This window comes from Streptomyces sp. H51 (assembly GCF_035656535.1).
Taxonomy (GTDB): domain Bacteria; phylum Actinomycetota; class Actinomycetes; order Streptomycetales; family Streptomycetaceae; genus Streptomyces.
Window position 1 is genome coordinate 1 of the sequence record NZ_JAYMHD010000046.1, and the last position, 26,554, is coordinate 26,554.

At 73.4% G+C, this 26,554-nt stretch carries 18 protein-coding genes and 2 pseudogenes; 6 read left to right on the top strand and 14 right to left on the bottom strand.

Annotation, left to right across the window (positions count from 1 at the left end):
- The coding region (locus tag VKA29_RS13350) for a lytic polysaccharide monooxygenase (RefSeq protein ID WP_324785694.1) at positions 1 to 975 on the top strand (975 nt) is incomplete at its 5' end.
- Positions 976 to 1,065: 90 nt separating this feature from the next.
- Here the strand turns inward: VKA29_RS13350 and VKA29_RS13355 are convergent.
- The 3 genes and pseudogenes from VKA29_RS13355 to VKA29_RS13365 all read right to left on the bottom strand — a co-directional run bounded on the left by VKA29_RS13355 (position 1,066) and on the right by VKA29_RS13365 (position 4,195).
- The gene (locus VKA29_RS13355) at positions 1,066 to 1,926 is read right to left on the bottom strand and encodes an esterase/lipase family protein (RefSeq protein WP_324785695.1); all 861 of its coding nucleotides are present in this window, start codon (positions 1,924 to 1,926) and stop codon (positions 1,066 to 1,068) included.
- Positions 1,927 to 2,097: 171 nt separating this feature from the next.
- Positions 2,098 to 2,544 carry a MarR family winged helix-turn-helix transcriptional regulator gene (locus tag VKA29_RS13360; RefSeq protein WP_324785696.1) on the bottom strand — a complete coding sequence of 149 codons (447 nt, stop codon included), beginning with the start codon at positions 2,542 to 2,544 and terminating at the stop codon, positions 2,098 to 2,100.
- Between the two features lie 21 nt (positions 2,545 to 2,565).
- A pseudogene (locus VKA29_RS13365) lies at positions 2,566 to 4,195 on the bottom strand (IS200/IS605 family accessory protein TnpB-related protein).
- Positions 4,196 to 4,480: 285 nt separating this feature from the next.
- Between VKA29_RS13365 and VKA29_RS13370 the strand changes: the two are divergent.
- Complete coding sequence (locus tag VKA29_RS13370) at positions 4,481 to 4,855, top strand: cupin domain-containing protein (protein ID WP_324785698.1); 375 nt, start codon at positions 4,481 to 4,483, stop codon at positions 4,853 to 4,855.
- A gap of 18 nt (positions 4,856 to 4,873) precedes the next feature.
- Here VKA29_RS13370 and VKA29_RS13375 read toward each other — a convergent pair whose 3' ends face one another.
- Together VKA29_RS13375 and dnaE are read right to left on the bottom strand one after the other, a co-directional pair.
- Positions 4,874 to 5,848 (bottom strand): DNA polymerase Y family protein, encoded by a 975-nt coding sequence (locus VKA29_RS13375; RefSeq protein ID WP_324785699.1) that lies wholly within the window; start codon positions 5,846 to 5,848, stop codon positions 4,874 to 4,876.
- Positions 5,845 to 9,486, bottom strand: a complete 3,642-nt coding sequence (gene dnaE, locus VKA29_RS13380) for a DNA polymerase III subunit alpha (RefSeq protein ID WP_324785701.1) — start codon at positions 9,484 to 9,486, stop codon at positions 5,845 to 5,847. The genes VKA29_RS13375 and dnaE overlap by 4 nt, the downstream gene beginning before the upstream one ends.
- A 153-nt stretch (positions 9,487 to 9,639) precedes the next feature.
- On the opposite strand from dnaE, the gene VKA29_RS13385 reads away from it, so the two are divergent.
- The gene (locus VKA29_RS13385; RefSeq protein WP_324785703.1) at positions 9,640 to 10,674 is read left to right on the top strand and encodes a DUF3533 domain-containing protein; all 1,035 of its coding nucleotides are present in this window, start codon (positions 9,640 to 9,642) and stop codon (positions 10,672 to 10,674) included.
- Positions 10,675 to 10,970: 296 nt separating this feature from the next.
- Here the strand turns inward: VKA29_RS13385 and adhE are convergent, their stop codons facing one another.
- The 4 genes from adhE to VKA29_RS13410 form a co-directional block, all read right to left on the bottom strand.
- A complete protein-coding gene (adhE, locus tag VKA29_RS13390) occupies positions 10,971 to 13,565 on the bottom strand; it encodes a bifunctional acetaldehyde-CoA/alcohol dehydrogenase (protein ID WP_324785705.1) in 2,595 nt (864 codons plus the stop codon).
- Positions 13,566 to 13,834: 269 nt separating this feature from the next.
- On the bottom strand, positions 13,835 to 14,737 hold the full coding sequence (locus VKA29_RS13395; protein ID WP_324785708.1) for a S1 family peptidase: 903 nt from the start codon (positions 14,735 to 14,737) through the stop codon (positions 13,835 to 13,837).
- A gap of 360 nt (positions 14,738 to 15,097) precedes the next feature.
- A complete protein-coding gene (locus VKA29_RS13400) occupies positions 15,098 to 15,808 on the bottom strand; it encodes a hypothetical protein (RefSeq protein ID WP_420718485.1) in 711 nt (236 codons plus the stop codon).
- 267 nt (positions 15,809 to 16,075) lie between these two features.
- Complete coding sequence (locus VKA29_RS13410) at positions 16,076 to 17,254, bottom strand: DUF5685 family protein (protein WP_324785710.1); 1,179 nt, start codon at positions 17,252 to 17,254, stop codon at positions 16,076 to 16,078.
- Positions 17,255 to 17,556: 302 nt separating this feature from the next.
- Between VKA29_RS13410 and VKA29_RS13415 the strand changes: the two genes are divergently transcribed.
- Positions 17,557 to 17,994 (top strand): cell division protein SepF, encoded by a 438-nt coding sequence (locus VKA29_RS13415; RefSeq protein WP_324785711.1) that lies wholly within the window; start codon positions 17,557 to 17,559, stop codon positions 17,992 to 17,994.
- 176 nt (positions 17,995 to 18,170) lie between these two features.
- Here VKA29_RS13415 and VKA29_RS13420 read toward each other — a convergent pair whose 3' ends face one another.
- The gene (locus VKA29_RS13420; protein WP_324785712.1) at positions 18,171 to 19,775 is read right to left on the bottom strand and encodes an MFS transporter; all 1,605 of its coding nucleotides are present in this window, start codon (positions 19,773 to 19,775) and stop codon (positions 18,171 to 18,173) included.
- Between the two features lie 259 nt (positions 19,776 to 20,034).
- On the opposite strand from VKA29_RS13420, the gene VKA29_RS13425 reads away from it, so the two are divergent.
- Entirely contained in the window at positions 20,035 to 21,255 is a 1,221-nt protein-coding gene (locus VKA29_RS13425; RefSeq protein ID WP_324785713.1) for a hypothetical protein, read from the top strand.
- Positions 21,256 to 21,492: 237 nt separating this feature from the next.
- Positions 21,493 to 22,521: a phosphatase PAP2 family protein gene (locus VKA29_RS13430; RefSeq protein WP_324785714.1), complete on the top strand. Its 1,029-nt coding sequence runs from the start codon at positions 21,493 to 21,495 to the stop codon at positions 22,519 to 22,521.
- Between the two features lie 91 nt (positions 22,522 to 22,612).
- Here VKA29_RS13430 and VKA29_RS13435 read toward each other — a convergent pair whose 3' ends face one another.
- The 4 genes and pseudogenes from VKA29_RS13435 to VKA29_RS13450 form a co-directional block, all read right to left on the bottom strand.
- Entirely contained in the window at positions 22,613 to 22,828 is a 216-nt protein-coding gene (locus tag VKA29_RS13435) for an I78 family peptidase inhibitor (RefSeq protein WP_324785715.1), read from the bottom strand.
- 321 nt (positions 22,829 to 23,149) lie between these two features.
- Positions 23,150 to 24,112, bottom strand: a pseudogene (locus VKA29_RS13440) (helix-turn-helix transcriptional regulator); the annotation flags it as partial.
- A gap of 46 nt (positions 24,113 to 24,158) precedes the next feature.
- Positions 24,159 to 25,004 carry a hypothetical protein gene (locus tag VKA29_RS13445; RefSeq protein WP_324785716.1) on the bottom strand — a complete coding sequence of 282 codons (846 nt, stop codon included), beginning with the start codon at positions 25,002 to 25,004 and terminating at the stop codon, positions 24,159 to 24,161.
- A gap of 529 nt (positions 25,005 to 25,533) precedes the next feature.
- Positions 25,534 to 26,214, bottom strand: coding sequence for a transglycosylase family protein (locus VKA29_RS13450; RefSeq protein ID WP_324785717.1), 681 nt, complete (start codon positions 26,212 to 26,214; stop codon positions 25,534 to 25,536).
- Positions 26,215 to 26,554 lie beyond the last annotated feature (340 nt).

The window sequence follows — 26,554 nt, forward strand, 5'->3', positions numbered from 1 at the left end:
GTCGCCGCCCTCGGCGCGGCCCCGCTCGCGCTGACCGCCCTCGCCGCCGCCCCGGCGTCCGCGCACGGCTCGATGGGGGACCCGGTCAGCCGGGTCGCCCAGTGCCACGCCGAGGGGCCCGAGAGCCCGAAGTCGGACGCGTGCCGGGCGGCGGTCGCGGCGGGCGGCACGCAGGCGCTGTACGACTGGAACGGCATCCGCATCGGGGACGCGAACGGACGGCACCGGGAGCTGATCCCGGACGGCAGGCTGTGCAGCGCGGGCAACGAGGAGTTCAAGGGGCTCGACCTGGCTCGCGCCGACTGGCCCGCCACCGGCGTGAGCAGCGGCCCGTACACCTTCGGGTACCGCGTGACCGCCCCGCACAACGGCACCTTCACGGTGTCCATCACCAAGGCCGGTTACGACCCGGTCCAGCCGCTCGCCTGGTCCGACCTGGATCTGGAGCACCCGGTGGCCACCGCGACCGACCCGGTCGCGTCGGGCGGCCACTACACCTTCTCCGGCAGGCTCCCCCAGCGCTCCGGCAGGCAGTTGCTCTACGCGGTCTGGCAGCGCTCGGCCAGCCCGGAGGCGTTCCACTCCTGCTCGGACGTCGCCTTCGGCGGCGACGACGGCGGTGCCGCGACGGCCGGTCCGTCGCCGGCGCCGAGCGCGTCCGCGCCCTCCGGGGAGCAGATCAAGGACGGTGCCGGCAGGTCGACGGTCGAGCACCACGGTCACGGCGACTACGACGCCCGTACCTCCGCGCGGCCGACCATCGCCGCGGACGGCACCGCGGACGGCCGCGGCACGGACGCCGCCGCGGCCGCCGCGCCGAAGGCGGCCGGGGCCGCGCGGCGCCTCGCCGAGACCGGCGGCGACGGCAGCGCCCCGTACCTCGCCGTGGGCGGCGCGGCGGCCCTGACGCTCGGCTCGGCGGCCGGGTTCGCCTCGGTCCGCCGCCGCGCGGCCGGCGGGCGGCACGGCCGCTAGGCGGGGCCGCTGGGCACGGCCGTCAGGCGGGGCCGGCGGCAGCGTCGGGGCGTGTCCGGCGGCTCAGGCCGGGCAGGCCCCGACGCGGGGTCAGCTGAACACCGACGCGCAGGTGGTGGCGGTGGCGTGTGCCGGGTCGAGGGCGTTGGCCACCTCGTGGAAGGCGATCCGGTCCAGCAGCGCGATCGCCAGGTGCTCGGAGAGGTCGAGCGAGCACAGGTTCTGCAGCAGGACGTTGTGCACGTCGGAGCCGCTGAGGTACTGGCTCTGGTACGGCGTGACGACCTCGTCGTACTTGCTGGCGAGAACGGTGTAGTGGACGCCGGGGACGGTGTCACCGCCGGCGTTGAGCTTGGTGAGGAGCGCGGAGCCGGTGATCTGGTCGGCCAGGGCCGGGGTGGCCGTGGACAGCAGGTCCGCGGCTCCCGGGAAGTAGGGCAGCAGGTTGGTCAGGCCGTTCAGGTCGGTGCCGTGGTTGCTGGGGGCGATGCCGACGAGGGCGTTCACCTTGGCGGCGCCGCCGAGGAACTTCAGGTAGTAGCGGGGCATCATGCCGCCCTGCGAGTGGCCGACGATGTCGGTCTTGCCGGCGCCGGTGGCGGTGAGCACCTTGTCGACGAAGGCGGACAACTGCTCGGCCGACTTGTCGACGGGGCCGAGGCCGTAGAAGACGGGGACGCCGGGGAGCTGGCCGTAGTCGAAGGAGAAGACGCAGTACCCGCGGTCCTTCAGGTACGGGGCGAGGCCCAGCCAGTTGTCGACGGAGTTGCCGAGGGTGCCGTGGACCAGGACGACGGGCCGGGGGTGGGCGGCCGAGGGCTTGCAGGAGTAGTCGTTCCAGCCCGCGCTGGGGGCGGTGGAGGCGGGGGCGGCGGTGGCGGGGACCAGGGCGACGGCGGCGGTGAGGAGCAGCGCGGTCAGGGGTCTGAGGAGTCTTTTCCAGGGCAGCATCGAGTGATCTCCTTGCGGCTCAAGGGAGTTGCGACGGCAGGACGCCTTGTGATCCGGATCACGAGGATGCTGTTCACCCATCAAGTTACGGGCGAGTAGTACAGACGTGAAGTTACGCGTCAGTAAAAACTTCCAGTGACAGCAGATTCGGTGGTAACGCCTGATGGTGCGTCACCAGGCGGGCCGGATGGGGCCGTAGGGGGCGAGGCGCGCCAGCCGGTCGGACAGCGCCCGCACCTCGCCCTCCCCGAGCAGCTCGGTCCACCGGCGCACCGCTTCCGCGGCCGCCTCCTCCGCGGCCCGCGTGCAGGCCCGCCCGCGCTCCGTCAGCACGATCAGCCGGGCCCGCGCGTCGACGGGATGCGGCCGCCGCTCGGCGTACCCCTTGCGCACGATCTCGTCGACGAGCTGGCTGGCGGCCTGCTTGGTGACGCCGAGGTGAGCGGCGAGGTCGGTCACCGTCGCGCCGTCCGGGGCGAGCCGCGCGAAGGCGAAGCCGTGCGCGGGCCGCACCCCCTCGAAGCCGCGGGCGACGACGCCCTCGTTGATGCGCTGCGTCAGCTCGCCGGCGACGGCGAGCAGGGCGGCGGACAGGGCCATGGCCTCGGAGTTCTGCACGGAGGCATTGAAACACCGTTCCTAAAGACTGAGCGGGAGTGAGTCCTGCAGCCAGAACTCATGCTCAGCCGGACGCCCCGAACGGTGTTGGGGCGTCCGGGTCACCCGCGTTCGCTCCGTGTCCGGCGCGCACGGATCGTGTCCGTGGTCCGGGGACGCGGGGGCGGGGTTCCTCGCGCCCCGAGGCGCCCGGCCGGGCCTGGACGGTCCGATGCCCCTGCTCATCACTCCGGTGAGCAGGGGGCGGTGCCGTCCGTCGCCTGATCGGGTGCCCCAGGGCGCGCCGTCCGATTGCCACGGCTGCTGCGTCGTGGCGGGTGGTCTTCCTGTTCGTGCCGGTGAGGGGTGTCTGCCAGTGCTGGGCGCCCCAGCGGCTGGTGTAGGCCGGGTCGACGGCGACTATGGTGATGCCGCGTTCGGCCGCCATCGACACCAGGCGGGCCCGCAGCCTGGCGACGGGCATGCCGGAGATGAGATTGCGCAACTTCCTGCGGCGGCCGTGTTTCTCGCGGGTCTTCTCCGTAGTGAAGTCGAGGTCTTCGATCGCGATTGCGAGGTGGTGCCGTGCGGCCCAGTGCAGGAGCCGGGTGAGGGCGTGGCGGACCTGGGCGTCCCGGTGCCGGGCGTTGCCGGTCAGGTCGTAGAAGAAGCGGAGGGGTGCGCCGACGGGGTTGCCGTGCTGGTCGAGGCGCCAGGCGGCCAGGTGATCGGCGTTGGTGTCGACGCCGATCAGCCCGTTCGTGCGGGCCGCGGCCAGGGGCACGGTCATAGCCGGGGGGATCGTCCACGATGCGGTCAGGTACCAGCGCCCGCGCTGCACGTCTTCGTGGATGCGGTAGGCGACGGCCCGGTTTGCGGTGACGCGGTCGGCCCACTGCGCGCCCCGGTGCGCGAACGCCACCTTCGCGGCGAGCACGTACCGGCCGTGCGGGGCGTTGGCCAGGTGCGTCAAGGGGGCGGGGAGCTTGAGGGAGATCTCACCGCCGGGAGTGACGCGGACGGTCTCGTTGCCGAAGCGTTTGCCGGACTCGCCGTCGGCCTGGAGGAACCGGCGCCCGGCCTGCCACCGGATGCGCCACTGCTCCTCGGTGAGCTGCGCGGTCTGCAGGTGGTGGCGGGTGTTCAGCAGCCGCTTGCCGCCCCGCACCACGTGCACGACTCCGGCCTCCCAGTCCGCCCGGACCGCATTCAGCCGGCCGGCGAGCACGTGCAGACGGCGTGACTTGGCATGCCACTCCCGCCTGCTGCGGTAGCCGCCCGGAGCCCGCCCGGCGCCCTTCTCACCGACCGGCAGCGACAGCCGGTGCGCGATCATGGCCACACCGGCTTCCAGGCTCTGGATGTGCGCGAGCTGCCCGCGCCGGGCCAGCGCCCACTGATCGCGGGTGGCCCTGGTGACCGACCCGGCCCAGCGGGAGGAAGACACCTCCGTCAGGGCCCGCTTACGCGCGGCCCACTGCTCGCCGTCATGATCCAGCCCGGCCGCGCAGCGGGCCTTCAGGTCCCTCGAGGCGAGCGTGCCCAGATGATCACCGACCAGACGAAGAACCCGCTCGTCCTCGGCACTCAGGCGCTTGAGCCGGTCACGGACCGCCACACCCGACGGACCGGCGACGACGAACGGCGCCGCCAACTCCCGCAGCCCACCCACCCCCGATCACCCCATCCCCACACCGGCCAAACACCCGTCACCACGCTCAACGACCACCACCGGAAAAGGTCACACATTCGACCGAGGAACCCTCGTTCCCGCCCATGAGAGCGCGCGTGCCACAGCCCGGACACTCACTCAAGTGCGCCAGAACGCGCCTGTGCCCAGCCAGCCAACAGCAGTTCACAACCCTTGACGAAATGGTCAAGAAGCTTGACCATGGCACCGGTCCACATGGTCAAGCAGCTTGACTATTTTCACCGTCTCCCGGAACGGAGGGCACCCATGCCCGTCATCCGCACGTCCGACGCCGTCACCCACGAGATCCACGGCGCCCGCTTCGTCTCGTACGCCACTCCCCTCACCGGCAGCAAGGAGCTGTGCGCCTGGCGGGGCGAGATCCCGGCGGGCACCCGGGCGCCCGTGCACACCGTCAGCCGGGAGGAGGTCTTCCACCTGCTCATCGGCGAGCTGCTGGTCACCCTGGACGGCCGCACCGACCGCGTCACCGCGGGCGACACGGTGATCGTCAGCCCGGGCACTGCCTTCGGCGTCGAGAACCCGACCGACCAGACCGCGATCTCCTGGGTCACCACGTCCATCGGCCTGGAGGCCGAACTGGCCGACGGAACCCGGATCAGCCCGCCGTGGGCGAACTGACCACCCCGCCGGCCGGGTTCACGCCGCCAGCGTCCCCGGCTTCACCGCGTCCGGGCCGAACTTGGCGCGGGCGCGGTCCGCGACCTCCTCCAGACGGCGGGCCTTCTCGTCGGCGGGGTCGAAGGTGAGCTGGTGGGAGGCCTGTCCGGCGGGGGCGAGGCCCTCGGCGCGCAGGTGCACCGCGCGGACCCGGGCGCGCTGGAGGCCCAGCGCCTCGTACATGCCGTACGCCGCCGCGGTCAGCGCGGCCGAGTGGGCGGTCGGCTCCTTCAGGGTGCGGCTGCGGGTGGTCGCGGACCTGTCGGCGTAGCGCACGGTGAGGGTGAGCGTGCGGCAGACCTTGTCCACGGCGCGCAGCCGGGCGCCGAGTTCGCCGGCGGCCGAGAGCAGGGCGCGGCGGTGCAGGTCCGGGTCCAGCTCGTCTCGGGTGAAGGGGCGTTCGGCGGCCAGGGAACGGGAGACGGCGTTCGGGACGACGCGGCCGCGGTCGATGCCGTTCGCCTTCTCGTGCAGTTCGCGGCCCGCCCTCGCGCCGACCAGGCGCTGGAGCGTGGACAGCGGCGCGGCGGCGACCCGGCCGAGGGTGTCCAGGCCGTACTCGCCCAGGGTGCGGGCGGTCGCCGCGCCGACGCCGGGGAGCGCGGCGACGGGCCGGTCCGCGAGGAACTCCGCGATGCCGTGCGGGTCTTCGGGCACCGCGCGGGTCGTCCCGGGCCGGGCGTCGCGCAGCGCCACGCGGGCCAGCATCGGCCCGGGCCCGGCGCCGATCACGCAGTCGACGCCGTGCAGCGCGAGGGCACGGACCCGGATCACCGACGCCAGTTCCACCGCGCTGCGTCCGAAGTACCGCTCGGCGCCGCGCAGATCGGCCAGCGCCCCGTCCGGCGGCAGCGCCTGGACGACCGGCGTGAACTCCTCGAGCAGCCCGAGCAGCCCCGGCAGGTCGGCCTCGTGCGCCGGCGGCAGCTGGAAACGTACGCACAGAACGGTCATCCCGCACTCCCCGGACTCTGGTGCCACAACTTCCTTCCCACCGCGGGCCCTTCGCCCGCGGGGCGCAGATCCGCCCAGGGGTGCATCCGGTACCCCGTGGGCATGCGGATCCTCCGGTCCTCCATCGGGTCGCGGGCCGCGGAGCCCGCGGGCGCCGGCCGCCCGTCCGAACCGGCGAGCCGGGTCGGCGACGAACCGCCGCCGTCCTCCGGCGCGGAACCGCCGCCGTCCTCCGGCGCGGAACCGCCGCCGTCCTCCGGCGCGGAGCCGTCGCCGTCCTCGCGCGCGGCGCGGTTCCCGGTGGCGCCGTCCCGGCCGGATCCGGCCGGCTCGGCCAGCCGGGCCGCGACCCCGTCGAGCCCCTCCTCCCGGCGCACCTCCAGCAGGTCCGCGAGGTTCCAGGCGGCGGCGCCCACCACGCTGAGGCTGCGCGGGCCGCGCCGCTGCACCACCCCGCGCACCAGCAGCAGCCAGGAGTGGAAGACGGTGTGGGCGCAGGTGTCGTGGGAGTCGTCGAAGAAGGCGAGGTCGACCAGGCCCGTGCCGTCGTCCAGGGTGGTGAAGATGACGCGCTTGCCGGAGCGGATCGGCGGGGTCTGGGTGGCCGCCTTGGCGCCCGCGACCAGGACCGTCTCGCCGTGCCGTGCCTCGCGCAGCCGACGCGCCGACATCACGCCCAGCTCGTCGAGGAACTCCCGGTGGTCGTCCATCAGGTTGCGCGAGGCGTCCATCGACAGCACGCCCAGTTCGGCGCTGAGCCGCTCCGCCGAGGAGAGGTCGGGCAGCCCGGCCGGGGCGGTCCTGCGCCCGCCGGCCAGGGGCAGCTGGCCGCCGCCCGCGCCCCGGGCGCCCCGGTGCAGCTCGGTCAGGTGCAGTTGCAGATCCCGGCGGTTGGCGCCGAAGGCATCCAACGCGCCCACCTGGGCGAGCCGTTGGGCGAGCGGACGGCTCGGGCGGGCCCGCTCCCAGAAGTCGACCAGGGAGGCGTACGGCTGCCCGTCCGCGATCCGCTCCGCCTCCGCCTCGCTGATGCCGTGCACGTCGGAGAGGGCCAACCGCAGCCCCCAGACACCCGATTCAGACACCAGTTCGATACGATGTGCGACCGCCGACCGGTTCACGTCCAGCGGCAGGACCGGCACCCCGCGCCGCCGCGCGTCCGCCAGCAGCAGCCGCTTCGGGTACATCCCGGGATCGTGCGTGAGCAGCCCCGCGTAGAAGGCGGCCGGGTGATGCGCCTTCAGCCACGCCGACTGGTACGTCGGCACCGCGAAGGCGACGGCGTGCGCCTTGCAGAACCCGTACGACCCGAAGGCCTCGACGGTCTCCCAGGTCCGCTGAATCGTTTCTGCGTCGTACCCCCGCGCCGCCGCGTGCTGCGCGAACCAGACCTTGATGCGCGCCTGCGACTCCGGGTCGGACAGTCCGCGCCGCACCCGGTCCGCCTCGCCGCGACCGCAGCCGGTCATGATGGCGACGATGTCGATGATCTGCTCGTGGAAGACGACGACCCCGTACGTCCCCCTCAGCGGCTCCTCCAGGTCCGGGTGCGGAAACCGCACCGGCGCCCGCCCGTGCCGTGCCTCGATGAACGGCCGCACCATGTCGGCGGCGACCGGGCCCGGCCGGAACAGGGAGATGTCGACGACCAGGTCGTGAAAGGTGCTCGGCTGCAACCGCCCCACCAGGTCCCGCTGGCCCGGCGACTCGATCTGGAAGCAGCCCAGCGTCTCGGTGGAGCGGATGAGCCGGTACGTCGCCGGGTCGCCGGGCGGCAGTCCGTCCAGGTCGATCCGCTCCTCCGTGGCCCGCTCCACCTCCGCGACCGCGTGCGCCATCGCCGACTGCATCCGCACGCCGAGCACGTCGAGCTTGAGCAGCCCGAGGTCCTCGACGTCGTCCTTGTCGAACTGCGACATCGGCAGGCCCTCGCCGCTGGTCGGCACGACCGGCGTGCGGGAGAGGAGGGAGGCGTCGGAGAGCAGCACCCCGCAGGGGTGCATGGCGACTCCGCGCGGCAGGGCGTCGAGCGCCTCGACCAGTTCCCACAGCCTTCCGTACTTCTCCTTCTCCCCCGCCAGGCGCCTGAGTTCGGGCAGTTCCTCCAGAGCCGCGCGGGCGTCGCGGGCGCGGATGTGCGGGAAGGACTTGGCGATGCGGTCGATGTCGGCGGGATCCATGGACAGAGCCGCGCCCACGTCGCGGATCGCGTGGCGCACCCGGTACGTCTCCGGCATCGCGACCGTCGCGACCCGCTCGGCGCCGAACCGGTCGATGATCGCGCGGTAGACCTCCAGGCGGCGCGCGGACTCCACGTCGATGTCGATGTCGGGCAGGACGACCCGCTCCTTGGACAGGAAGCGCTCCATCAGCAGCCCGTGCTCGACCGGGTCGGCGTTCGCGATGCCGAGGAGATGGTTGACCAGGGAGCCCGCCCCGGAGCCGCGGGCGGCGACCCGGATGCCCATCCTCCGCACGTCGTCGACGACTTGGGCCACCGTGAGGAAGTAGGAGGCGAAGCCGTGGTGGGCGATGATGTCCAGCTCCCGGTGCATGCGCTCCCAGTAGGCGCGCCGGCCGGCGTAGCCGCGCAGCACCATGCCCGCCGCCGCCCGCGAGGCCAGCGCCCGCTGGGCGGTGCGGCGCCCGGCGCCGGCCAGGTGCGGTTCGGGGAAGTGGACGGTGCCGATGCCCAGGTCGTCCTCGGGGTCGACCAGGCACGCGGCGGCCGTCGCCCGGGTCTGCTCCAGCAGGCGGTGGGCCGCCTCGGGCCGGAAGCCCGCGGCCTCCACGATCCGCTCGGCCGCGCGCAGCATGGCGTCCGGGTCCTTGAGCCAGGCCTCCCCCGAGTCCAGTTCCCTGCCGAGGTCGACCGGGACCAGGCGGCGGGCCGCGTCCAGGACGTCGGCGACCGGGCCGAGGCCGGGGTCGGCGTACCGCACGGCGTTGCTGAGCACCGGCCGGATCCGCTGCTCGGCGGCGAAACCGACGGTGCGGGCGGCCAGCCGCAGGGAGCCGGCACCGGTACCCGCGCGGCCGTGCCAGACGGCCTCCAGGCGCAGGGCGTCGCCGTAGACCTCCCGCCAGGGGGCGAGGAGCTTCGCGGCGCGGTCGGGGCGGCCCGCGGCGAGGGCGCGGCCGACGTCGGACGCGGGGCCGAGCAGGACGGTCAGGCCGTCGGCGTGGTTGTCGGCCCAAGGCAGCAGGGGCGTACCGGCGGACGGGGATCCCCCCGCCCGGGCGGAGCCGGGGACGGGGCCGTGGGCGGCGGTGACGAGACGGCACAGGCCGGCCCAGCCGGCCGCGCCGTCCCGGGCCAGGAAGGTGACCCGGGGCGCCGACTCGTCGACGAAGGCGCCGCCGCGCACCGGCGTGCGCCGCCTGCCTCCGCGCACGGACCCCGGCTGCGGGTCCGCCGTCGCCGGCTCCACCGCCAGTTCCACGCCGAACAGGGGCCGTACTCCCGTCTTCGCGCAGGCCCTGGCGAAGCGCACGGTGCCCGCGAGGGTGTCGCGGTCGGTGAGGGCGAGGGCGTCCATGCCCCGCTCCGCGGCGCGCTCGGCCAGCCGCTCCGGGTGCGAGGCGCCGTAGCGCAGGGAGAACCCGGAGACGGTGTGCAGATGCGTGAACCCTGACATCCGCACCTCCCGCTTCGAACCGTTACCGGACCGTATCGAACATCAGTTCCCGACTCCCTCACCCCACCATAGACCAATTCCCGAACGTCTGTACGACAACCATTCGGGCGCTTCCCACCTGCGCAAACGACCGCCGCCCCGGAGCGTGAGGGCATGACACGGACCACCCTGCTCGGGGAAGTGAAGGACGCCGTCACCCCGCGGGCCTCACTGCTGATCCTCGGTGTGATCGCCCTCCAGGTGCTGTTCATCGCCTCCTACGTGGGCGCGCTGCACCACCCGCGCCCCCGGGACGTGCCCTTCGCGGTGGCCGCTCCGCCGGCCGCGGCCGGGCAGGCGGTGGCCCGGCTGGGGAAGCTTCCCGGCTCCCCCCTGGACCCGCGCGCGGTGGCCGACGAGGCGACGGCGCGCCGTCAGCTCCTGAACCGGGAGATCGACGGCGCGCTGGTGATCGATCCGACGGGCGGCACGGACCGGCTCCTGGTCGCGAGCGGCGGCGGAGCCCTGCTCGCGACCACCCTGGAGAAGTACCTCACCGTCCTGGAGGCCTCCCAGCGGCGGACCGTCCGGACGGTGGACGTCGCCCCGGCCTCACCCCAGGACTTCAACGCGCTGTCGTCCTTCTACCTGGTCGTGGGCTGGTGCGTCGGCGGCTACCTGTGCGCCTCGATCCTGGCCATCAGCACGGGGGCACGGCCCGCGAACGTCCCGCGGGCGCTGATCCGGCTGGGCGTCATGGCGCTGGTGGCGGTCGGCGGCGGCCTCGGCGGCGCCGTCGTGGTCGGCCCGATCCTGGGCGCCCTGCCCGGCAGCGTGGCCGCCCTGTGGTGGCTCGGCGCGCTGACCACCTTCGCGGTGGGGGCGGCGACCCTGGCCCTGCAGGGCGTCTTCGGCATCGTCGGCATCGGCCTGGCGATCCTGCTCGTGGTGATCGCGGGCAACCCGAGCGCCGGCGGCGCCTTCCCGCTGCCGCTGCTGCCGCCGTTCTGGAAGACCATCGGCCCGGCGCTGCCGACGGGCGCCGGAACCTGGACGGCACGTTCGATCGCCTACTTCGACGGCAACGACACGGCCTCCGCCCTGCTGGTGCTGTCGGCCTGGGCGGCGGCCGGGATCGCGGTCACCCTGGCGGCGGCGGCCCTGCACGAACGGCACCGGGCCGGGCACCGCCCGGCGCACGCCTCGTAGCCGCACACCGGGCCACCGCCGACCCACCGGCACACCGCACACCGGCCCCACGACCCACCGGCACACCGCACACCGGCCCCACGACCCACCGGCTGCCCACCGGCCCACCGGCCCCGACGGCCCACCGGCTGCCCGGCGGGACACCGCCCACGGCCGGCACACCACGCCACGGCGGGCAGGCCGGCAGGAAGGCCATTGCCCCCGGACGGCCACCGCCCCCGCCGGTCAGGTCGGCGGGGGCGGCGGTGGCGGCCGGGGGCCCGGCGTCGTGGTGGGCCGGGCGGGACCCGGTCGGGTCAGGTGCCGTAGTACGCCTTGCGCATCAGCTCCTGCATCTCGTCGATCATCGGCATGCGCGGGTTGGCGGGCGCGCACTGGTCGGCGTAGGCGTTGAGGGCCTGCTGCGGGAGCGCCGCCAGGAAGGCCTCCTCGTCGACGCCCTCCTCCTTGAAGGAGGCCGGGATGCCGCAGCGCTCGCGCAGCTCCTCCACCGCCCGGGCGTAGGACTCCACGGCCTCCGCGGGGGTGGCCGCCGGCAGGCCCAGCATGCGGGCGATGTCCTGGTAGCGCTCGGGCGCCCGGTAGGTCTCGGCCTTCGGCCACGGGGTCGCCTTGTGGGTGACCGTGCCGTTGTGCCGGATGACGTGCGGGAGCAGCAGCGCGTTGGTGCGGCCGTGGGCGACGTGGAAGGTGTTGCCCAGGGTGTGCGCCATGGCGTGGACGAGGCCGAGGAAGGAGTTGGCGAACGCCATGCCCGCGATGGTCGAGGCGTTGTGCATCCGCTCCCGGGCCTTCGGCGCCTTCGCGCCCTGTTTCACGCAGGCCTCCAGGTTCTCGAAGATCAGCCGGATCGCCTGGAGCGCCTGCCCGTCGGTGAAGTCGCTGGCGTACACCGAGACGTACGCCTCGGTCGCGTGGGTCAGCGCGTCGAAGCCGGAGTCGGCGGTCACCGTCGGCGGGAGGTTCATCGACAGGACCGGGTCGACGATGGCCACGTGCGGGGTGAGCGCGTAGTCGGCGAGCGGGTACTTCTTGGCGGCCTCCGGGTCGGAGATGACCGCGAAGGGGGTGACCTCCGAGCCGGTGCCCGAGGTGGTCGGGATGGCGATCAGCTTGGCCTTCTCGCCCAGCTGCGGGAACTTGTAGGCCCGCTTGCGGATGTCGAAGAACTTCTCCTTGGTGTCCGCGAACTCGACCTCCGGCCGCTCGTACATCAGCCACATGACCTTCGCCGCGTCCATCGGCGAACCGCCGCCGAGCGCGATGATGGTGTCCGGCCGGAACTCCCGCATGGCGGCCGCGCCCGCCTGCACGGTGGACAGCTCCGGGTTGGGCTCGATGTTGTCGATGTACTGCATCAGGACCGGTTCCTCACGGGAGTTGAGGATCTCGGTGACCCGGCGGACGAAGCCGAGCTGCTCCATGGTGCGGTCGGTGACGACGGTGACGCGGTGCACGTCGGGCATGGCCTTCAGGTAGCGCAGGGCGCCCTTCTCGAAGTAGATCTTCGGCGGGACCTTGTACCACTGCATGTTGTTGTTGCGCCGCCCGATCCGCTTGATGTTGAGCAGGTTGACCGCCGAGACGTTGTTGGACACCGAGTTGTGTCCGTACGAGCCGCAGCCGAGGGTGAGCGAGGGCAGGAAGGCGTTGTAGACGTCGCCGATCCCGCCGAGGCTGGCCGGCGCGTTGACGATCACGCGGATCGCCTTGACCCGCTTGCCGAACTCCTCCGCGAGTTCCTCGTCCTCGGTGTGGATGGCGGCGGAGTGTCCGAGGCCGTCGAACTCGACCATCTGGGTGGACAGCCGCAGTCCGTCCTCGGTGTCCAGGGCCTTCAGCGCGGCGAGCACCGGCGACAGCTTCTCCCTGGTCAGCGGCTCACGCGCGCCGACCTCCGTGCACTCGGCGACCAGGACGGAGGTGTCCTCGGGCACGGCGAATCCGGCCTGCTCGGCGATCCAGGCGGCGGACCTGCCGACGATCGCGGCGTTCAGCCTGGCCTCACCGCAGTTGGTGCCGTGCGCGCTGACGCCGAAGAGGAACTGCTCCAGCTTCTCCTTCTCGGCGGCGGTGACGACGTGGGCGCCCAGCCGCTTCATCTCGGCGATGCCGGCCTCGTAGACCTCCCGGTCCAGGATGACCGCCTGCTCGGAGGCGCAGATCATGCCGTTGTCGAAGGCCTTGGACAGGACGACGTCGTGGATCGCCCGGGCGAGGTCGGCGTCGGCCGCGACGTAGGCGGGCACGTTGCCGGCGCCTACGCCGAGGGCGGGCTTGCCGCAGGAGTAGGCGGCGCGGACCATCGCGTTGCCGCCGGTGGCGAGGATGGTGGAGACGCCGTCGTGGTTCATCAGCAGCCGGGTCGCCTCCATCGACGGCTCGTCGATCCACTGCACGCAGTTCTCCGGCGCGCCGGCCGCGACGGCCGCGTCCCGCACGATGCGGGCGGCCTCGCGCGAGCACTCCTGGGCGTTGGGGTGGAAGGCGAAGACGATCGGGTTGCGGGTCTTCAGGGCGATGAGCGCCTTGAAGACGGTGGTGGAGGTCGGGTTGGTGACCGGTGTCATCGCGCAGACGACCCCGACCGGCTCGGCGATCTCGGTGACGCCGGTCAGCTCGTCGCGGTGGATCACGCCGACGGTGCGCAGACCGCGCATCGAGTGGGTGACGTGCTCGCAGGCGAAGATGTTCTTGACCGCCTTGTCCTCGAAGATGCCCCGGCCGGTCTCCTCGACCGCGAGACGGGCCAGGTCGCCGTGGGCGGCCAGGGCCGCGAGGGACGCCTTCTTGACGATGTGGTCGACCTGCTCCTGGTCGTAGGTCTCGAACTGGCGGAGTGCTTCCAGCGCGCCCTCGACCAGTACGTCCACCCGTTCTTCGACCTGCATGGCCGGCCTCCTCCACCACAACCCTTCGCTGACACATCCATTCGACCGCGGCGGCCCGGTGCGGGGGGCGCGAGACCGGCCCCCACTTGGGGGGACGAAGGTCCCTGTTCACATCGTGCGAAAGTCCCGCCCCGACGTGCGGGACGGGACCACGGCACGGGCGAGCCCCCGCACGGTGGGGCGTGCGGGGGCTCGGACGCTGCCGGCCACGGGTCGGCTCATGCGCGGGTCGGCTCATGCGCGCGCCGGTGGCGCGTATCGGCAGCGGATCAGTAGACGTGCACCCCGTAGGCGCTGAGCGCCTCGGTCACCGGCTGGAAGAAGGTCGTGCCGCCGGAGGTGCAGTCGCCGCTGCCGCCGGAGGTCAGACCGTAGGCGGTGGTGCCGCCGTACAGCGGGCCGCCGGAGTCGCCGGGCTCGGCGCAGACCGTGGTCTGGATCATGCCGTAGACGATGTCGCCGCCGCCGTAGTTGACGGTCGCGTTGAGCGCGGTGACGCGGCCGCTGTGCGTGCCGGTCGTGGAACCGCGGCGGTAGACGGTGGTGCCGACCGACGGGGTGGCCGCGCTGGTGATGTCCTGGCTGCCCACGGTGCCCGACTTGGTCACGGACGTGTTCGTGTAGCGCACGATGCCGTAGTCGTTGGTGGGGAAGCTGGACCCGGCGGTGCTGCCGAGGGTGGTCGAGTGGGACGAGTTCGACCACCAGGTGCCCGCGCCGTCGGTGCAGTGACCGGCGGTCAGGAAGTAGTAGTTCCCGCTGGAGTCCTGGACGTTGAAGCCCAGCGAGCAGCGCCAGCTACTCGCATAGATCGCGTCGCCGCCGGAGATCAGCTTCTTGAAGGTGCCCGGGGTGTGCTTGATGGTCAGGGCCCCGGCGTTGCTGCCGGCCTGGCGCTTGATCTTCGCGATCTCGGCCTTGGAGACCGTGCTGTCGACGGTGACGACGACCCGGTTGGTCTTGCTGTCGACGGCCCAGGCGGTGCCCGGGACGTCGGCCTTCAGCACCGAGTTGCCCGCGCTCTTGAGCTGGGCGGTGCTGAAGGATGCGTCGCTGGACGCGTTCGCGCTGGGGACCGCGACCGCTGCCGCGGCCACGAGTCCGGTGGTGACGGCGATCAGCCGAGTCCGTCTCGTGATTCCGCTGCGGGGAGTGGTGCGCTTGATCCTCACTTTTCGTTCCCTCCATGGGAATTCGGGGGCCCGCGTGGGGTCGGGGCCCGTGAGGCGCAGCCAGGCGCACAGATGTCCGGATTTCGGACACGCTGTGTCTCTGACGAGGCGCTTGCCGGGAGTATTCGGCCGTACCGTCGAGCGGCGCAAGGGCGCCTTTCGGCCGCGTGACGTCCAACCGGGCTCCACCGCAAAGCCGTTGATCTTGCCGCGTACCGAAGCATTCTCGCTGTTCTTCACCCTGGAGGGTGGAACTCCGCACCCAGCGGCACTCCGTGAGGCACCGTCGGAATGGCGCGATACTTGTCATGTCCGCGGCAGCGACTCGGGGTGACGACGGGGCCTCGGCATGCCGGACCGTCAGGACGCGTCACCGGCCGCGGTGTGCCGGACGACGGGGGCCGCGAGGCCCCGGTGGTCCCTCAGTGTGCCGCCCGGACAGAAGGTGCGGAACAGGCCGCGGTGCTGAAGCGGCGCGGCCGTTCCGCCGACCGGACGCTCCAGGTCGCGGCGCGGCCCGACGGGCGTGCGGGGGAAGCCGTCGGCGGCACCGCCGGTGCACCGGGCGGCGATCGGCTCGGCGAGGTCCACGGGGCCGCCCCGGTACAGCGCGCCCCGCGCGGTCCTCCGCCTGGGACCGCCTCGGCCGCGGCCGGGACGTGAGCCCCGACCGGCCGCCCCGGGCTCGGCGGCGTGCTCGCCCCCGCCGGGATCGACGAGGAGACTCGCGAGCACCCGCGGGCCGCGCCCGTATGCGGCGGCCGCCTCCCGCAGCCGGTCCCGTGCGGCCGCCTCCCCCAGCCGGTCCCCCGCGGCCGCCGCCCGCGCGCGGCCCGTGCCCCGGACGAGGGCCACGTCGGCGAACCGGGCGGCGGCGCGCCGGGCGGGTTCCTCGCGGGACGGCGACGGCCCGCTCGTGGGGCCGGCGCAGGTCCGGCCCGCAACTGCCGGTCGGCGAAGGTGCGTCCGTCGACGCCGGCCCACCCGTGCGGTGTGGGGCCTCCCGCAACGGGTCTCCACGGCCGCCGTCTCGTCGGTCGACACGGTGACGTCCTCGGCGTGGTGGTTCATCCACGGCAGCGGCGACCGCGCGGCGCGCCGGATGCGCCCGCCGCCCGGCGGATGCGGGTCGGCGGACGCGGGTCGGCGGACGCGGGTCGGCGGACGCGGGTCGGCGGACGCGGGTCGGCGGACGCGGGTCGGCGAGGTGGACGTCGAGGCGCCGGCCAGGGTGCGGCCCGGGCGCGTAGACGGCGATTCGCTCGACGACGCCGGTGCCCCGGAGCCCGGCGCCGCCGTCCGCCGGCTCTCACCGGCGGACGGCGGCGGACATCCGGTTCAGCAGTCGCAGCTGCAGTCGCAGCAATCGCAGCAGTCGCAGCAATCGCCGCAGTTGTCGCAGCAATCGCCGCAGTTGTCGCAGCAATCGCAGCATTCACTGCAGTCCTTGTTGCTGCACAGGCCTTCCCGGCGTTGGCGGCTCCATGGGTCCTCGAACTCGCCGCAGCACATCTGGCAGGTGCAGGCGAGCCCCAGCCACACCGCGCAGCCCGCGATGATCCCGCGCGGGGCGCGGGGCGGCCCCGGCGGCAGCGGGGTGCCCGGCCCGCCGGGCGGCGCGGACGGACCGGACGCCGAGTTCACCACCCCGTGGGCACAGGATGCGGTGCCGAAGGCCCGGTCGACGGAGGTGCGCAGCTCGTGCACGAGCAGCCGGTGCACTAGCGCGCCGTCCGTGAACTCGGCCTCGCGCAGCGCCAGCCGTATCCCGTGCAGCGCGTCGTCGGCCAGCCGCCGGGCCTCGGTGAGCGGTGTCCCGGTGGCGGTGAGCGGGTTCCACGCGCCCGAGGCGGCGTCCGCCTCCTGGTCCTCCACGGCGTCCAACAGGTGCGCGAGCCGTCCGAAGAGACGGCCGGCCTCGGCGAGCGGCTCGGCGTTGCCCGGCCGCCCGGCCAGCACCGCGGTGTGGGCGAAGGCGGCGGCGGTCGCCGTCTCGGTGGGCTCGGTGACCGTCAGTACGGACGTCCCCGGCCCGGCGAGCGCCTCGATACCGGTCTGCCGCTCCACCGCGTCCAGCAGGACGGCGGTGTCGAACCCGACGGCGACACCGCCGCGGGCGCCCGCCGCACCCCAGCTCGCGGCGACCCGGCGGGCGGCGACGGCCACGGGCCGGCGGGCCAGCAGCCCGTCACCGTCGGCGACATGGTCGCGCACCTTGGCCGAGGCGAGCACCAGCGAGACGGCGGCGGCGAGCCGCGCCCCCTCGCCCCGCGCGACGGACGCGGTGCGCATGCCGCGCAGGGGACACGGACCCGCCGTGCGCCGCCGTCCGTCCTGCCCTTCCGCCTGAGCCTCCGTCAGCACCGATACGAGAAGTCCGTCATAGTTCGTCACGAATCGCGCGAACTGTCCGTGGTCCTTACGGAGAGCGAGACACAACCCGCACAGATGGGCCATCCACTGGGCCCCCAGGCGCTCCCCCAGCCGATGCCGACAAGGTCTGACAATTCCGAACAAGACGATCCCCCCGTGGCGTGCGCGACCACCTGCAAAGCGTTGAACTGGCGCATCGTACCGGCCGTTCCTTCACCCGTACGCGCCGCCCGTCACCCGTCCGCCAGCAAGAATCATATTTCACTCACAGTCAGCAGCCGTTTGGGCAAGAACCCTTGGGACATACGGACTCTCGACGGATTCGCTGTGCACCAGTACCGTCACAAACCCCCCGCGCGGCGTCTATCCACTTGGCGCGACGTCCGCATCATGGATGACCATAGGGATGCGGAAAGCACGAAAGACCGCTGTGAGAGGAGGCGTCCATGGGATCGGTACGCAAGGCGAGTGCCTGGCTTGGCCTCGTCGACGACAACGATGACGAGCGTTACTACGACGACGACTACTCCGAAGGGACCGAGCCCGGGGATGCCTGGGTCACCGACCCGCGGGTCAGGGTGGCCACGGACGTCGCGGAGGACCGCGGTCGCCGCATCGGCACGATCACCCCGGACAGCTTCCGGGACGCTCGCGCCATCGGCGAGATGTTCCGCGAGGGCGTACCGGTGATCATCAACCTCACGGCCATGGAGGCCGGCGACGCCAAGCGCGTCGTCGACTTCGCGGCCGGGCTCATCTTCGGCCTGCGCGGCTCGATCGACCGCGTGTCCAACCGCGTGTTCCTGCTGAGCCCGGCCGACACCGAGATCGTGAGCGGCGAGCCGGCCTCCCACCGGACGGACGGGTTCTTCAACCAGAGCTGAGGCAAGGCCGCTCACCGGCCCCGTCCCACGCGGGGTTCACCGGAAGGCACCGAGTCCGGTGAGCGCCTTGCCCAGCACGAGCCGGTGCGTCCGGTCCGCCGAAGCCGACCTGCTCGGGACGCAGGGGGCCGGCGGCCATGCGCCGCCCCGGTGACGGGCGGCAGAATCCCCTTGGATCACACCGAGACACGGGGCTGGGTGGCCTCCCGGGGTGCGGGCACCTCGACGGCCGGCGGCTCCGCGCACTGCATCACCCTCGGCAGCCGCAGCGCCATCACCGCCCCCAGCAGCAACAGCCCGGCGCTCACCAGCAGCGTCACGTGCAGCCCGTGCACGAAGGAGTCCCGCGCCGCCCGGTGCAGGGCCGCGCCGACCGGCCCGCCGAGCTTCCCGGCGACCTCGTAGGCCTCGCCCAGCGAATGCCCCGCCGAGGCGGACGCCGACGCCGGCACGCCGGGGACGGCCGACAGCCCCGGCGCGTACGCCGCGTTCATCACGCTGCCCAGCAGCGCGATCCCGATGCCCGCGCCCAACTGGTAGGACGTCTCCCCGATCGCCGCCGCCCCGCCGGCCTGCGCGGTCGGGGCCTCGCTCAGCATCGACTCGTACGCCCCGAACAGCGTCGTCTCCAGACCGAAGCCCAGCAGCACGAAACCGGACAGCAGCAGCGCGGGGTCGTCCGTCGCGCCCATGGCGGTCAGCAGCACCACGGCCCCGGCGGTCAGGCAGAACCCGAAGCACACCATCCGGCGCGGCCCGAAGCGCCTCAGCATCCGCGCCCCCGCCAGCCCGGCCGCCATCGCCGCGAACGTCAGCGGCATCAGCCGCAGGCCCGTCTGCAGGGGCGACAGCCCGAGCACCAGCTGCAGGTACTGCGCGGCGATCAGCTCCAGGCCCACCAGGGCGAGCATCGCCAGAATGATGCACCCCACGGACGTGCTGAACGCCGGCCGCGCGAACATGCCGAGGTCGACCAGCGGATGCGTACGGCGCCGCTGCCTGCGCACGAACAGCACCAGCAGCACCGCGCCCACCACCAGGGGCACCACCGTGAACACGCTTCCCGGCGCTTCGCCGCCGCCGAGCCGCTTCACGCCCAGCACCACGCCGAACAGCCCGGCCGCCGCGGTGAGCGCGCCGACCACGTCCCAGGGCCCGTCGCTCGCGCCCCGCGACTCCGGCAGCAGGATCCGGCCCACCGGCAGGCTGACCAGCATCAGCGGGATGTTGACCAGGAAGACCGACCCCCACCAGAAGTGCTCCAGCAGGAAGCCGCCGAGCAGCGGGCCGACGGCCGCGCCGACCGCGGCGACCGCGCTCCAGACGCCGATCGCGAGCGCCCGTTCACGCCGGTCGGGGAAGACCTGGCGCAGGATCGAGAGGGTGGCCGGCATGATCATCGCGCCGCCGACGCCGAGCAGCGCCCGCGCCATGATCAGAACCTGGGGATCGCGGGCCAGGGCGGCCAGCCCGGAGGCGACGCCGAACAGCGCGTACCCGAGGAGCAGGATCCGCCTGCGGCCGACCCGGTCGCCGAGCGTGCCGAAGAGGATCAGCAGCGAGGCGCAGACGAGCGGGTAGACGTCGACGATCCAGAGCAGTTCTATCGCGCCGGGCCTCAGGTCCTCGGTGACGGCCGGCACCGCCACGTGCAGCACGGTCGCGTCGACCGCCACCAGCAGCAGGCTGACGCACAGCACGACGAGGACGACCCAGCGGTTGGCACCGGCCCCGGCCGCCCGACGGCGCAGCTCAGCGGCGGCCGTGGTCGTTAGGGACATGTACGTACCTCCCAGACTTTCCCTCGCGTCCGGCGGGCTCACGGGTGGGGGACTCCCCGTGACTCGGCCGAGAGGAGCAGCGCTCCCCGGCCCGCGCAAACGAAGGCGAGTGACACGTCAGCGTACGCGAGATCCGGACACTACCGAGTGGCGGACCTCTCAGACTCCGCGCGAACCTGTGTGGCGTACGCCACTCCCCTCCACCGCGACCACGCCCCTCCCGGCCGGCCGGTTCCGGGTGCGGCCGATAATCGGGGCCGTGACCGATCTCGCGACGCGCGCCGCCCCGCCCGGCACCGCGGCCCTGCGCCGGGCGGCCCCGGCCCTGCTCGGGTACGCGGCCGTGCGCGCCCTGGGCCTGGTGGTGCTGGCCCTGTGGAGCGCGGCGCGCGGCCGGAGCGCGTACACCCTGCTCACCGCCCGCTGGGACTCGCTGTGGTACGCGAGGGTCGCCGGGCTCGGTTACGGCTACGAGGTGCGGCTGCCGAACGGGGACGTCCACTCGAACCTGGCGTTCTTCCCGCTGCTGCCCTGGCTGGAGCGGTTGCTGCACGCCGTGACGCCGCTGTCGTACGCCGGCGCCGGGTTCGCGGTCGCCCTGGTGTCCTCGCTCGCGGCGGCCTGGGGGATCTTCGCCGTCGCGGACCGGCTGTACGGCCCGCGGGCCGGGGTGTGTGCGGTGCTGCTGTGGGCGGCCCTGCCCGTCGGGGTCGTGCAGTCGATGGCGTACAGCGAGTCGCTGTTCACGGCGCTGGCCGCCTGGTCGCTGTACGCGGTGCTGGCCGGCCGGTGGCCGGCGGCCGGCTCGCTGGCCCTGCTGGCGGGGCTGACCCGGCCGGTGGGGCTCGCGGTGGCGGCCGCCGTGTGGGCGGCGGCCGCAGCCTCGTTCGTGCGAAACGGGAGCGTTTCCGGCCCGCACGGCGCACGCGACACCGCACACGCCCCCCACCGCGGGGACAGCCCGCCCCCAGGGGGCGCGACCGTCCGACAGCGCGCCCTCGGCATGCTGCTCGCGCCCCTCGGTGCGGCCGGGTACGTCCTGTGGGTCGGCCGGCACACCGGCAGGGGTCCCCTGGGCTACCTCGACGTCCAGGCGGGCTGGCGCAACGGCTTCGACGGCGGCTACGCCTTCGCCCGCTTCGTCGCCGGCAGGTTCACGTCCCTCCCGTCGGCCCTCGCGGGCGTCGGCCTGATCGCCGGGGTCGTCCTGGTCGGCCTGCTGTACGGGGCGTGCGTGCGGCAGCGCCAGCCGCTCCCGCTCCTGGTGTACGCGGGCGCGGTCACCGCCCTCGCGTTGTGCGCGTCGGGCTACTTCGGTTCCAAACCGCGCCTGCTGATGCCCGCCTTCCCGCTGCTGCTGCCCCTCGCCGTGGCCCTGGCGCGGCTGCGCCCGTCCAGGTCGGCGCTGGTGGTGGGCGGGGTCGCGGCGGCGTCCGCCGTGTACGGCGCGTTCTGGCTGAACGGCTCCGGTCCGCCGTGAGCGACCGCGCTGTGTGATGAGCGTCCGGATAAATCCGCACCAGGATTCGGTGAACGAATTCAAAAGCTCCATTCAACCGTTCCATGGAATGATCGAAGGAATTGAAGGAGCACCCGGCCCCGGCAATGCGGATTCGCTGGAAATAAAGCCCGGCTGAGAGGAATCCCACATCACATCGTCATCACAAAGCCGCTGATTCGACGGAGAACTGAGCTCACTCGCTGTAACGTCGATTGGGTGCGTACCGAACGAATCCTCACCCGTCTGGACCGGGTGTTCACCAGGCTGGACCGGGAGCCGCAACGACCGGCCAACCTCGACGTGCCGAGGATGAGCCGGCACCGGGTGGCGCTGCTCGTCGGCACGTTCGCCTTCTACCTGGCGATCGTGTGGCTCGTGGTGACCACCTCGTGGCTGGTCCGCCTCGACTGGCAGGTCATGTTCTTCCGGCCGTACCAGCAGTGGTCCGGCATCCACTGGTTCGTCGACTACTACGTGGTCCTGGGCCAGCGCGGACCCACCGCGGTGATGGTCGCGGCCTGGCTGGGCTGGCGCTCCTGGCGGCAGCACACGCTGCGCCCGCTGCTGACCCTGGGCGCCTCGCTGCTGCTGCTGAACATCACGGTGGGCGCCGCCAAGCTCGGCATGGGCCGTCTCGGCCCGCACTACGCCACCACCATCGGCTCCAACGAGATGGGCCTGGGCGGCGACATATTTCCCAGCGGCCACACCGCGAACGCGGTGGTGACCTGGGGCATCCTGGCCTATCTGGCGTCCACCCCGAGAGCCCGCCGCTGGCTGTCCGCCGTGTCCGCGGTGACCGCGCTCGGCGTCGGCATGGCCACCGTGTACCTCGGTACGCACTGGCTGAGCGACGTGCTGCTCGGCTGGACCGCCGGTCTGCTCATCCTGCTCGCCCTGCCCTGGTGCGAGCCGCTGATCGCCGGCGCCGAGGTCGCCCTCTTCGACCTGCGCGACCGCTGGCGCGCCCGCGGCGGCGTCACCGCCGCGGCGCCCGCCCCGGTCGCGGTGCCCGCGCTCACCGAACCGCGGGCCTCCTCCGCGCAGGACGAGGCCGCGGCCCGCGAGACGGTCGCCGCCATGTCCCGTTCGCCACGCGCGCCCGTCTACCTCGCCCCGGGACCGCACACGACCCGCTCGGAGCGCACGCCGGTCACGCCGGTCGGCAGTCGCAGGCCGCCGCACGCCGACCGCGTCCCGCGCACCACGACCACCTCGGCGGCCCGGCCGGTCACGGGCGGCTGACGCCACCGGCGCGGCGAGGGCCGGTACGCACAGCCTCCCCCGCACGGCTACGGCCCCGGTTCCCTCGCGGAGCCGGGGCCGTAGCCGTCCGTCAGCCCTTCCAGGCCCGCGTCACCCGGCCGTCGGTCACCTCGAAGTTCAGCCGGCCGACGCGGTACTCCATCGTGATGATCGCCCCCGGCGGCAGCGAGCGCACCGTCCTCCAGCCGCGCTCGCGCGCGAGCCGCTCGGCCGCGGCGGCGACGAGGCCGACGTAGCCCTCCGGACTGTCCTGGGGCTCCGCCGGCGGAGTGGGAATCGAGTCCATGCCGCCACGCTAGGCCCTGGCCCGCGGCCGGGGAAGGCCGGACCGGCGCGGAGGGCCGCCCGTCCTGCTCCGGTCACACTTCTGTCACAGGACCACGACACGCGTTTCGGTCGAACACCGTCACTCGTTCGGACGGTTCCGGACATCTTCCGCGGGTAGGCGAACGGAATTCCCGCGCGGTGCGACGATGCCTCCCATATCCGCTCGGAAAACGCCCTGAAAGTCCCCCCGGACCCCATTCCCGGTGGATTCCTTCCGGGAGGCGCGAACCGCCCGGACATAGCGAAAGCACCGTTCGTCCACAGGATCCCCGCATCACGGAGCCTCGCCCAGGGCCCGGGACAGGCGGTCGCGGGCGGCCCTGATCGCGTCGGTGAGCTCGGCGGGCTCCAGCACCTCGAAGTCGAAGCCGGTCATCATGACGTACAGCACCATCAGGTCGAGGCTCGCGGCGCCGGCCCGCAGGACGCAGCGGCCGGGCCCGTCCGCCTCCAGCCGGCCGGCCGACGGCGAGATGCGTTCGGCCGCCGTTTCCAGCGGCGCCAGCAGCCGGATGACGGCGTGCTCGGCGTACACGCGCGTGGAGACGCCCTGGGAGACGTACGCCGCGAGGTCGTCGGCCGGCGGGGTGCGCGGGGCGAAGCGGGGGCCGTGCGGGGGCCTGGGGGTGATGCGGTCGACGCGGAAGGTGCGCCAGTCGTCGCGGTCCAGGTCCCAGGCGACCAGGTACCAGCGGCGCTCGGTGCACACCAGGCGGTGCGGCTCGACCGCGCGGCGGCTGGGTGCGCCGTCGTGGTCGCGGTACTCGAAGCGCAGGCGTTCGCAGTCCCGGCACAGGGCGGCCAGCTCGGTCAGCACCGCGGGGTCGACGGCGGAGGACTGCGGGCCGCGCAGCATCGGCACGGTGAAGGCGTTCAGCGCGCCCACGCGACGGCGCAGCCGGCCCGGCAGCACCTGTTCCAGCTTGGCGAGGGCCCGCACGGACGTCTCGCCGATGCCCTCGATGCCCTGCCCGGCGGCCGTGCGCAGCCCGACGGCCACGGCGACGGCCTCGTCGTCGTCCAGCAGCAGCGGCGGCAGCTCCGCCCCCGCGCCCAGCTGGTAGCCGCCGCCGGTGCCGGGGCTGGCGTTGACGGGGTAGCCGAGCTCGCGCAGCCGCTCCACGTCCCGGCGCACGGTGCGCGGGGTGACGCCGAGACGTTCGGCGAGGTCGGCGCCGGACCATTCGCGGTGGGCCTGGAGGAGCGAGAGCAGGCGCAGCAGTCGTGCCGAGGTCTCCAACATGACCCGAGTCTGCCGGACGTCGCGGACAGCTTCTGTCCGCGACGGGTCACCGCGGTGACCCGACCGGGGCGGCCTGCGTGACCGGCGTGATGGGCGTGATCGGCGTGACGGACACCGAGAGGTCGTTGTCCCGTGTGTAGTAGGGCCCGGCCTCGACCGGGCCGCGCGGGGTGTCCACGCGCACGCGCGCGCCGGCCGGCCCGGGCTTCCGGTCGGCGACGTCGTCCAGCAGCCGCGCGATCCGTACGCCCGGCCCCGCCTTCCCCGCGGGCCGCAGCCACAGGTCCCAGATGCCCGGCTCCAGGCGGGCGTAGGGCACGGTGAAGCGGAACTCGGCGTCGTCGGCGCGGATGTCCAGCCGCCGCACGGGGTCCGGGGCGTGGCGGCCGCGCAGTTCGGCGCAGGCGTCGGCGGTGAGCGCGGCGCCGTACACGCGTCCGTGCACCGTGAGCGTGCCCTCGCCGGTGCGCAGGTCGCCCGCCTCGGCGTGCGGGGCGCGCAGCCAGCTGCGGACGGTGAGGTTGCCCTGCCGGGTCGCGTAGGGAACGCGCACGGCGACGTGTCCGCGGGAGCCGCTGGGTGTGCGGGCGGCGAGGGAGCGCAGGTCGGTGACGCCGGGCACGAGGCGCCGTGTCTCGCCGTCGTCCGTGCAGGCGTAGGCGTCCCAGCGGCCCTCGGGAAGCGCGACGATGCTGGGCAGCGCGGCGCGCAGGCGGCCGCTCGCCGCCGGGGTCAGCGGCAGGCAGACCTCCTCCCGCCCGTCCCGGCGGCGCAGCACCAGGTGGGCCGTCCCCGCCTCCCCCGCCGCGGGGACGTCGAAGGTCAGCCCGCCCGCGGAGTCGGCGATGCAGTCGGCGCGCAGCGGCGCGGTCCGCCGAGCCGGCGTCGTCATGCGGTGCGGATCTCCCCTCGGGTCCCTTCTCGGGGCCTTCCTCGGCATGCTCTGCCCGGTTGGACCCGCGACCCGGTGCTTTGGTTGCATGATCTACGCCTCGTACGGCAGTTGCGGCACGTCGAAGCAGGTGCGGTTCATGTCGCCCTGGGACACCCGGCCCTTCCCGTCGGCTGTCGGCGGGAGTGCGTCTTCAGGCCGGGAAGCGTCCGGCTCACCACCGGGTGCCGGTCCGGGCAAGGCACACCCGGTCCTTTCAAGGGTCGGCTCCCGGACGGCGCGGCGCAAGTCCACCGGCGACTCGGAACAGGCGGCCCGGCGACTCCCCGAAGACCCGACGGGTGCCGTGCCGGCCGGCGGGCATCGGCGGGGACCGCGATGCGGGACCACGAGGCGGGGCCAAGGGACGGGACCACGAGGCGGAGCGTCGACGGCGCCCCGACCCGGGATCCGGGCAGGGATCCGGGCCGGGGCGGGGTGGGTCTGGTGTGGGGGTGGGATGGGGTGGGTCCGGTCTGGTCCGGTCCGGTCAGATCTCGAGCCGCTGCCCGGGCATGATGACATCGGGATCGGCGCCGACGACGGCCTTGTTGCGGGCGTACAGCCGCTGCCAGGTGGTCCCGTGCCGGGCCGCGATCGTGCTCAGCGTGTCGCCCGCGCGGACGGTGTAGTCGCCGCGGGACTCCCCGCGGCCCGGGTGGCCCGCCGAACGTTCCGGCGCCTTCACCGGCTCCGACGGCTCGGACGGCTCCGACGACTTCGGCGGCTTCGGCGGCTTCGACGTGGCGGACCCGGTGGCCGACGCGGGGCCGGAGGCGGCCGCGGGCGCGTCGCCGTACGCCCCGGCCCGTGCCGCGCAGGTCGGCCAGGCGCCCCAGCCCTGGGCGCGCTGGACCCGGGCGGCGACGGCGATCTGCTGTTCCCTGGTGGCCTTGTCGGCCGTCGGCGCGTAGGCCGTGCCGCCGTACGCGCGCCAGGTGCCGGCGGAGAACTGGAGTCCTCCGTAGTAGCCGTTGCCGGTGCTGATGTGCCAGTCGCCGCCGCTCTCGCAGCGGGCGATACGGTCCCACACCCCGCCGTCCGCCGCCGCGGCGTCGCCGGTCGCGGTCAGCAGTCCGAGGGGCGCGGCGAGCAGAGCGGCCCCGGCGAGGACCGCAGTCGTACGCGCCCTACGGACGTTGTCGCGGGTGGTATCGGCACATTCGGACATGTGATTCCTTCCCGAAGGACATGGATCCGCAAACGGACCCGAACGGTGCTCGTTGCACCGCTCGTTGCACACGGCGGAGGAATGTAGGGAGGTCACCGAGCCGGGATCAACCAACTGCCTGTCTTTCCAGGCCAGTTCACCGTTACCCGAGGTATCGGCAAATTTCGGCCACCCACTTCATTCCGTGATTTCAGGATTTGTCGACCACCTGTCCGGCTATTCTGTGAGTCACCTCACGGAAGCAACTCCCCTCCGGTTCCCGGCAATTGACGGTGAGTGCCCGATTCCGCACCCATCGTCACCCTGCGCGGTGGATGGTTCGATTCCGTTCGCCGCCGAG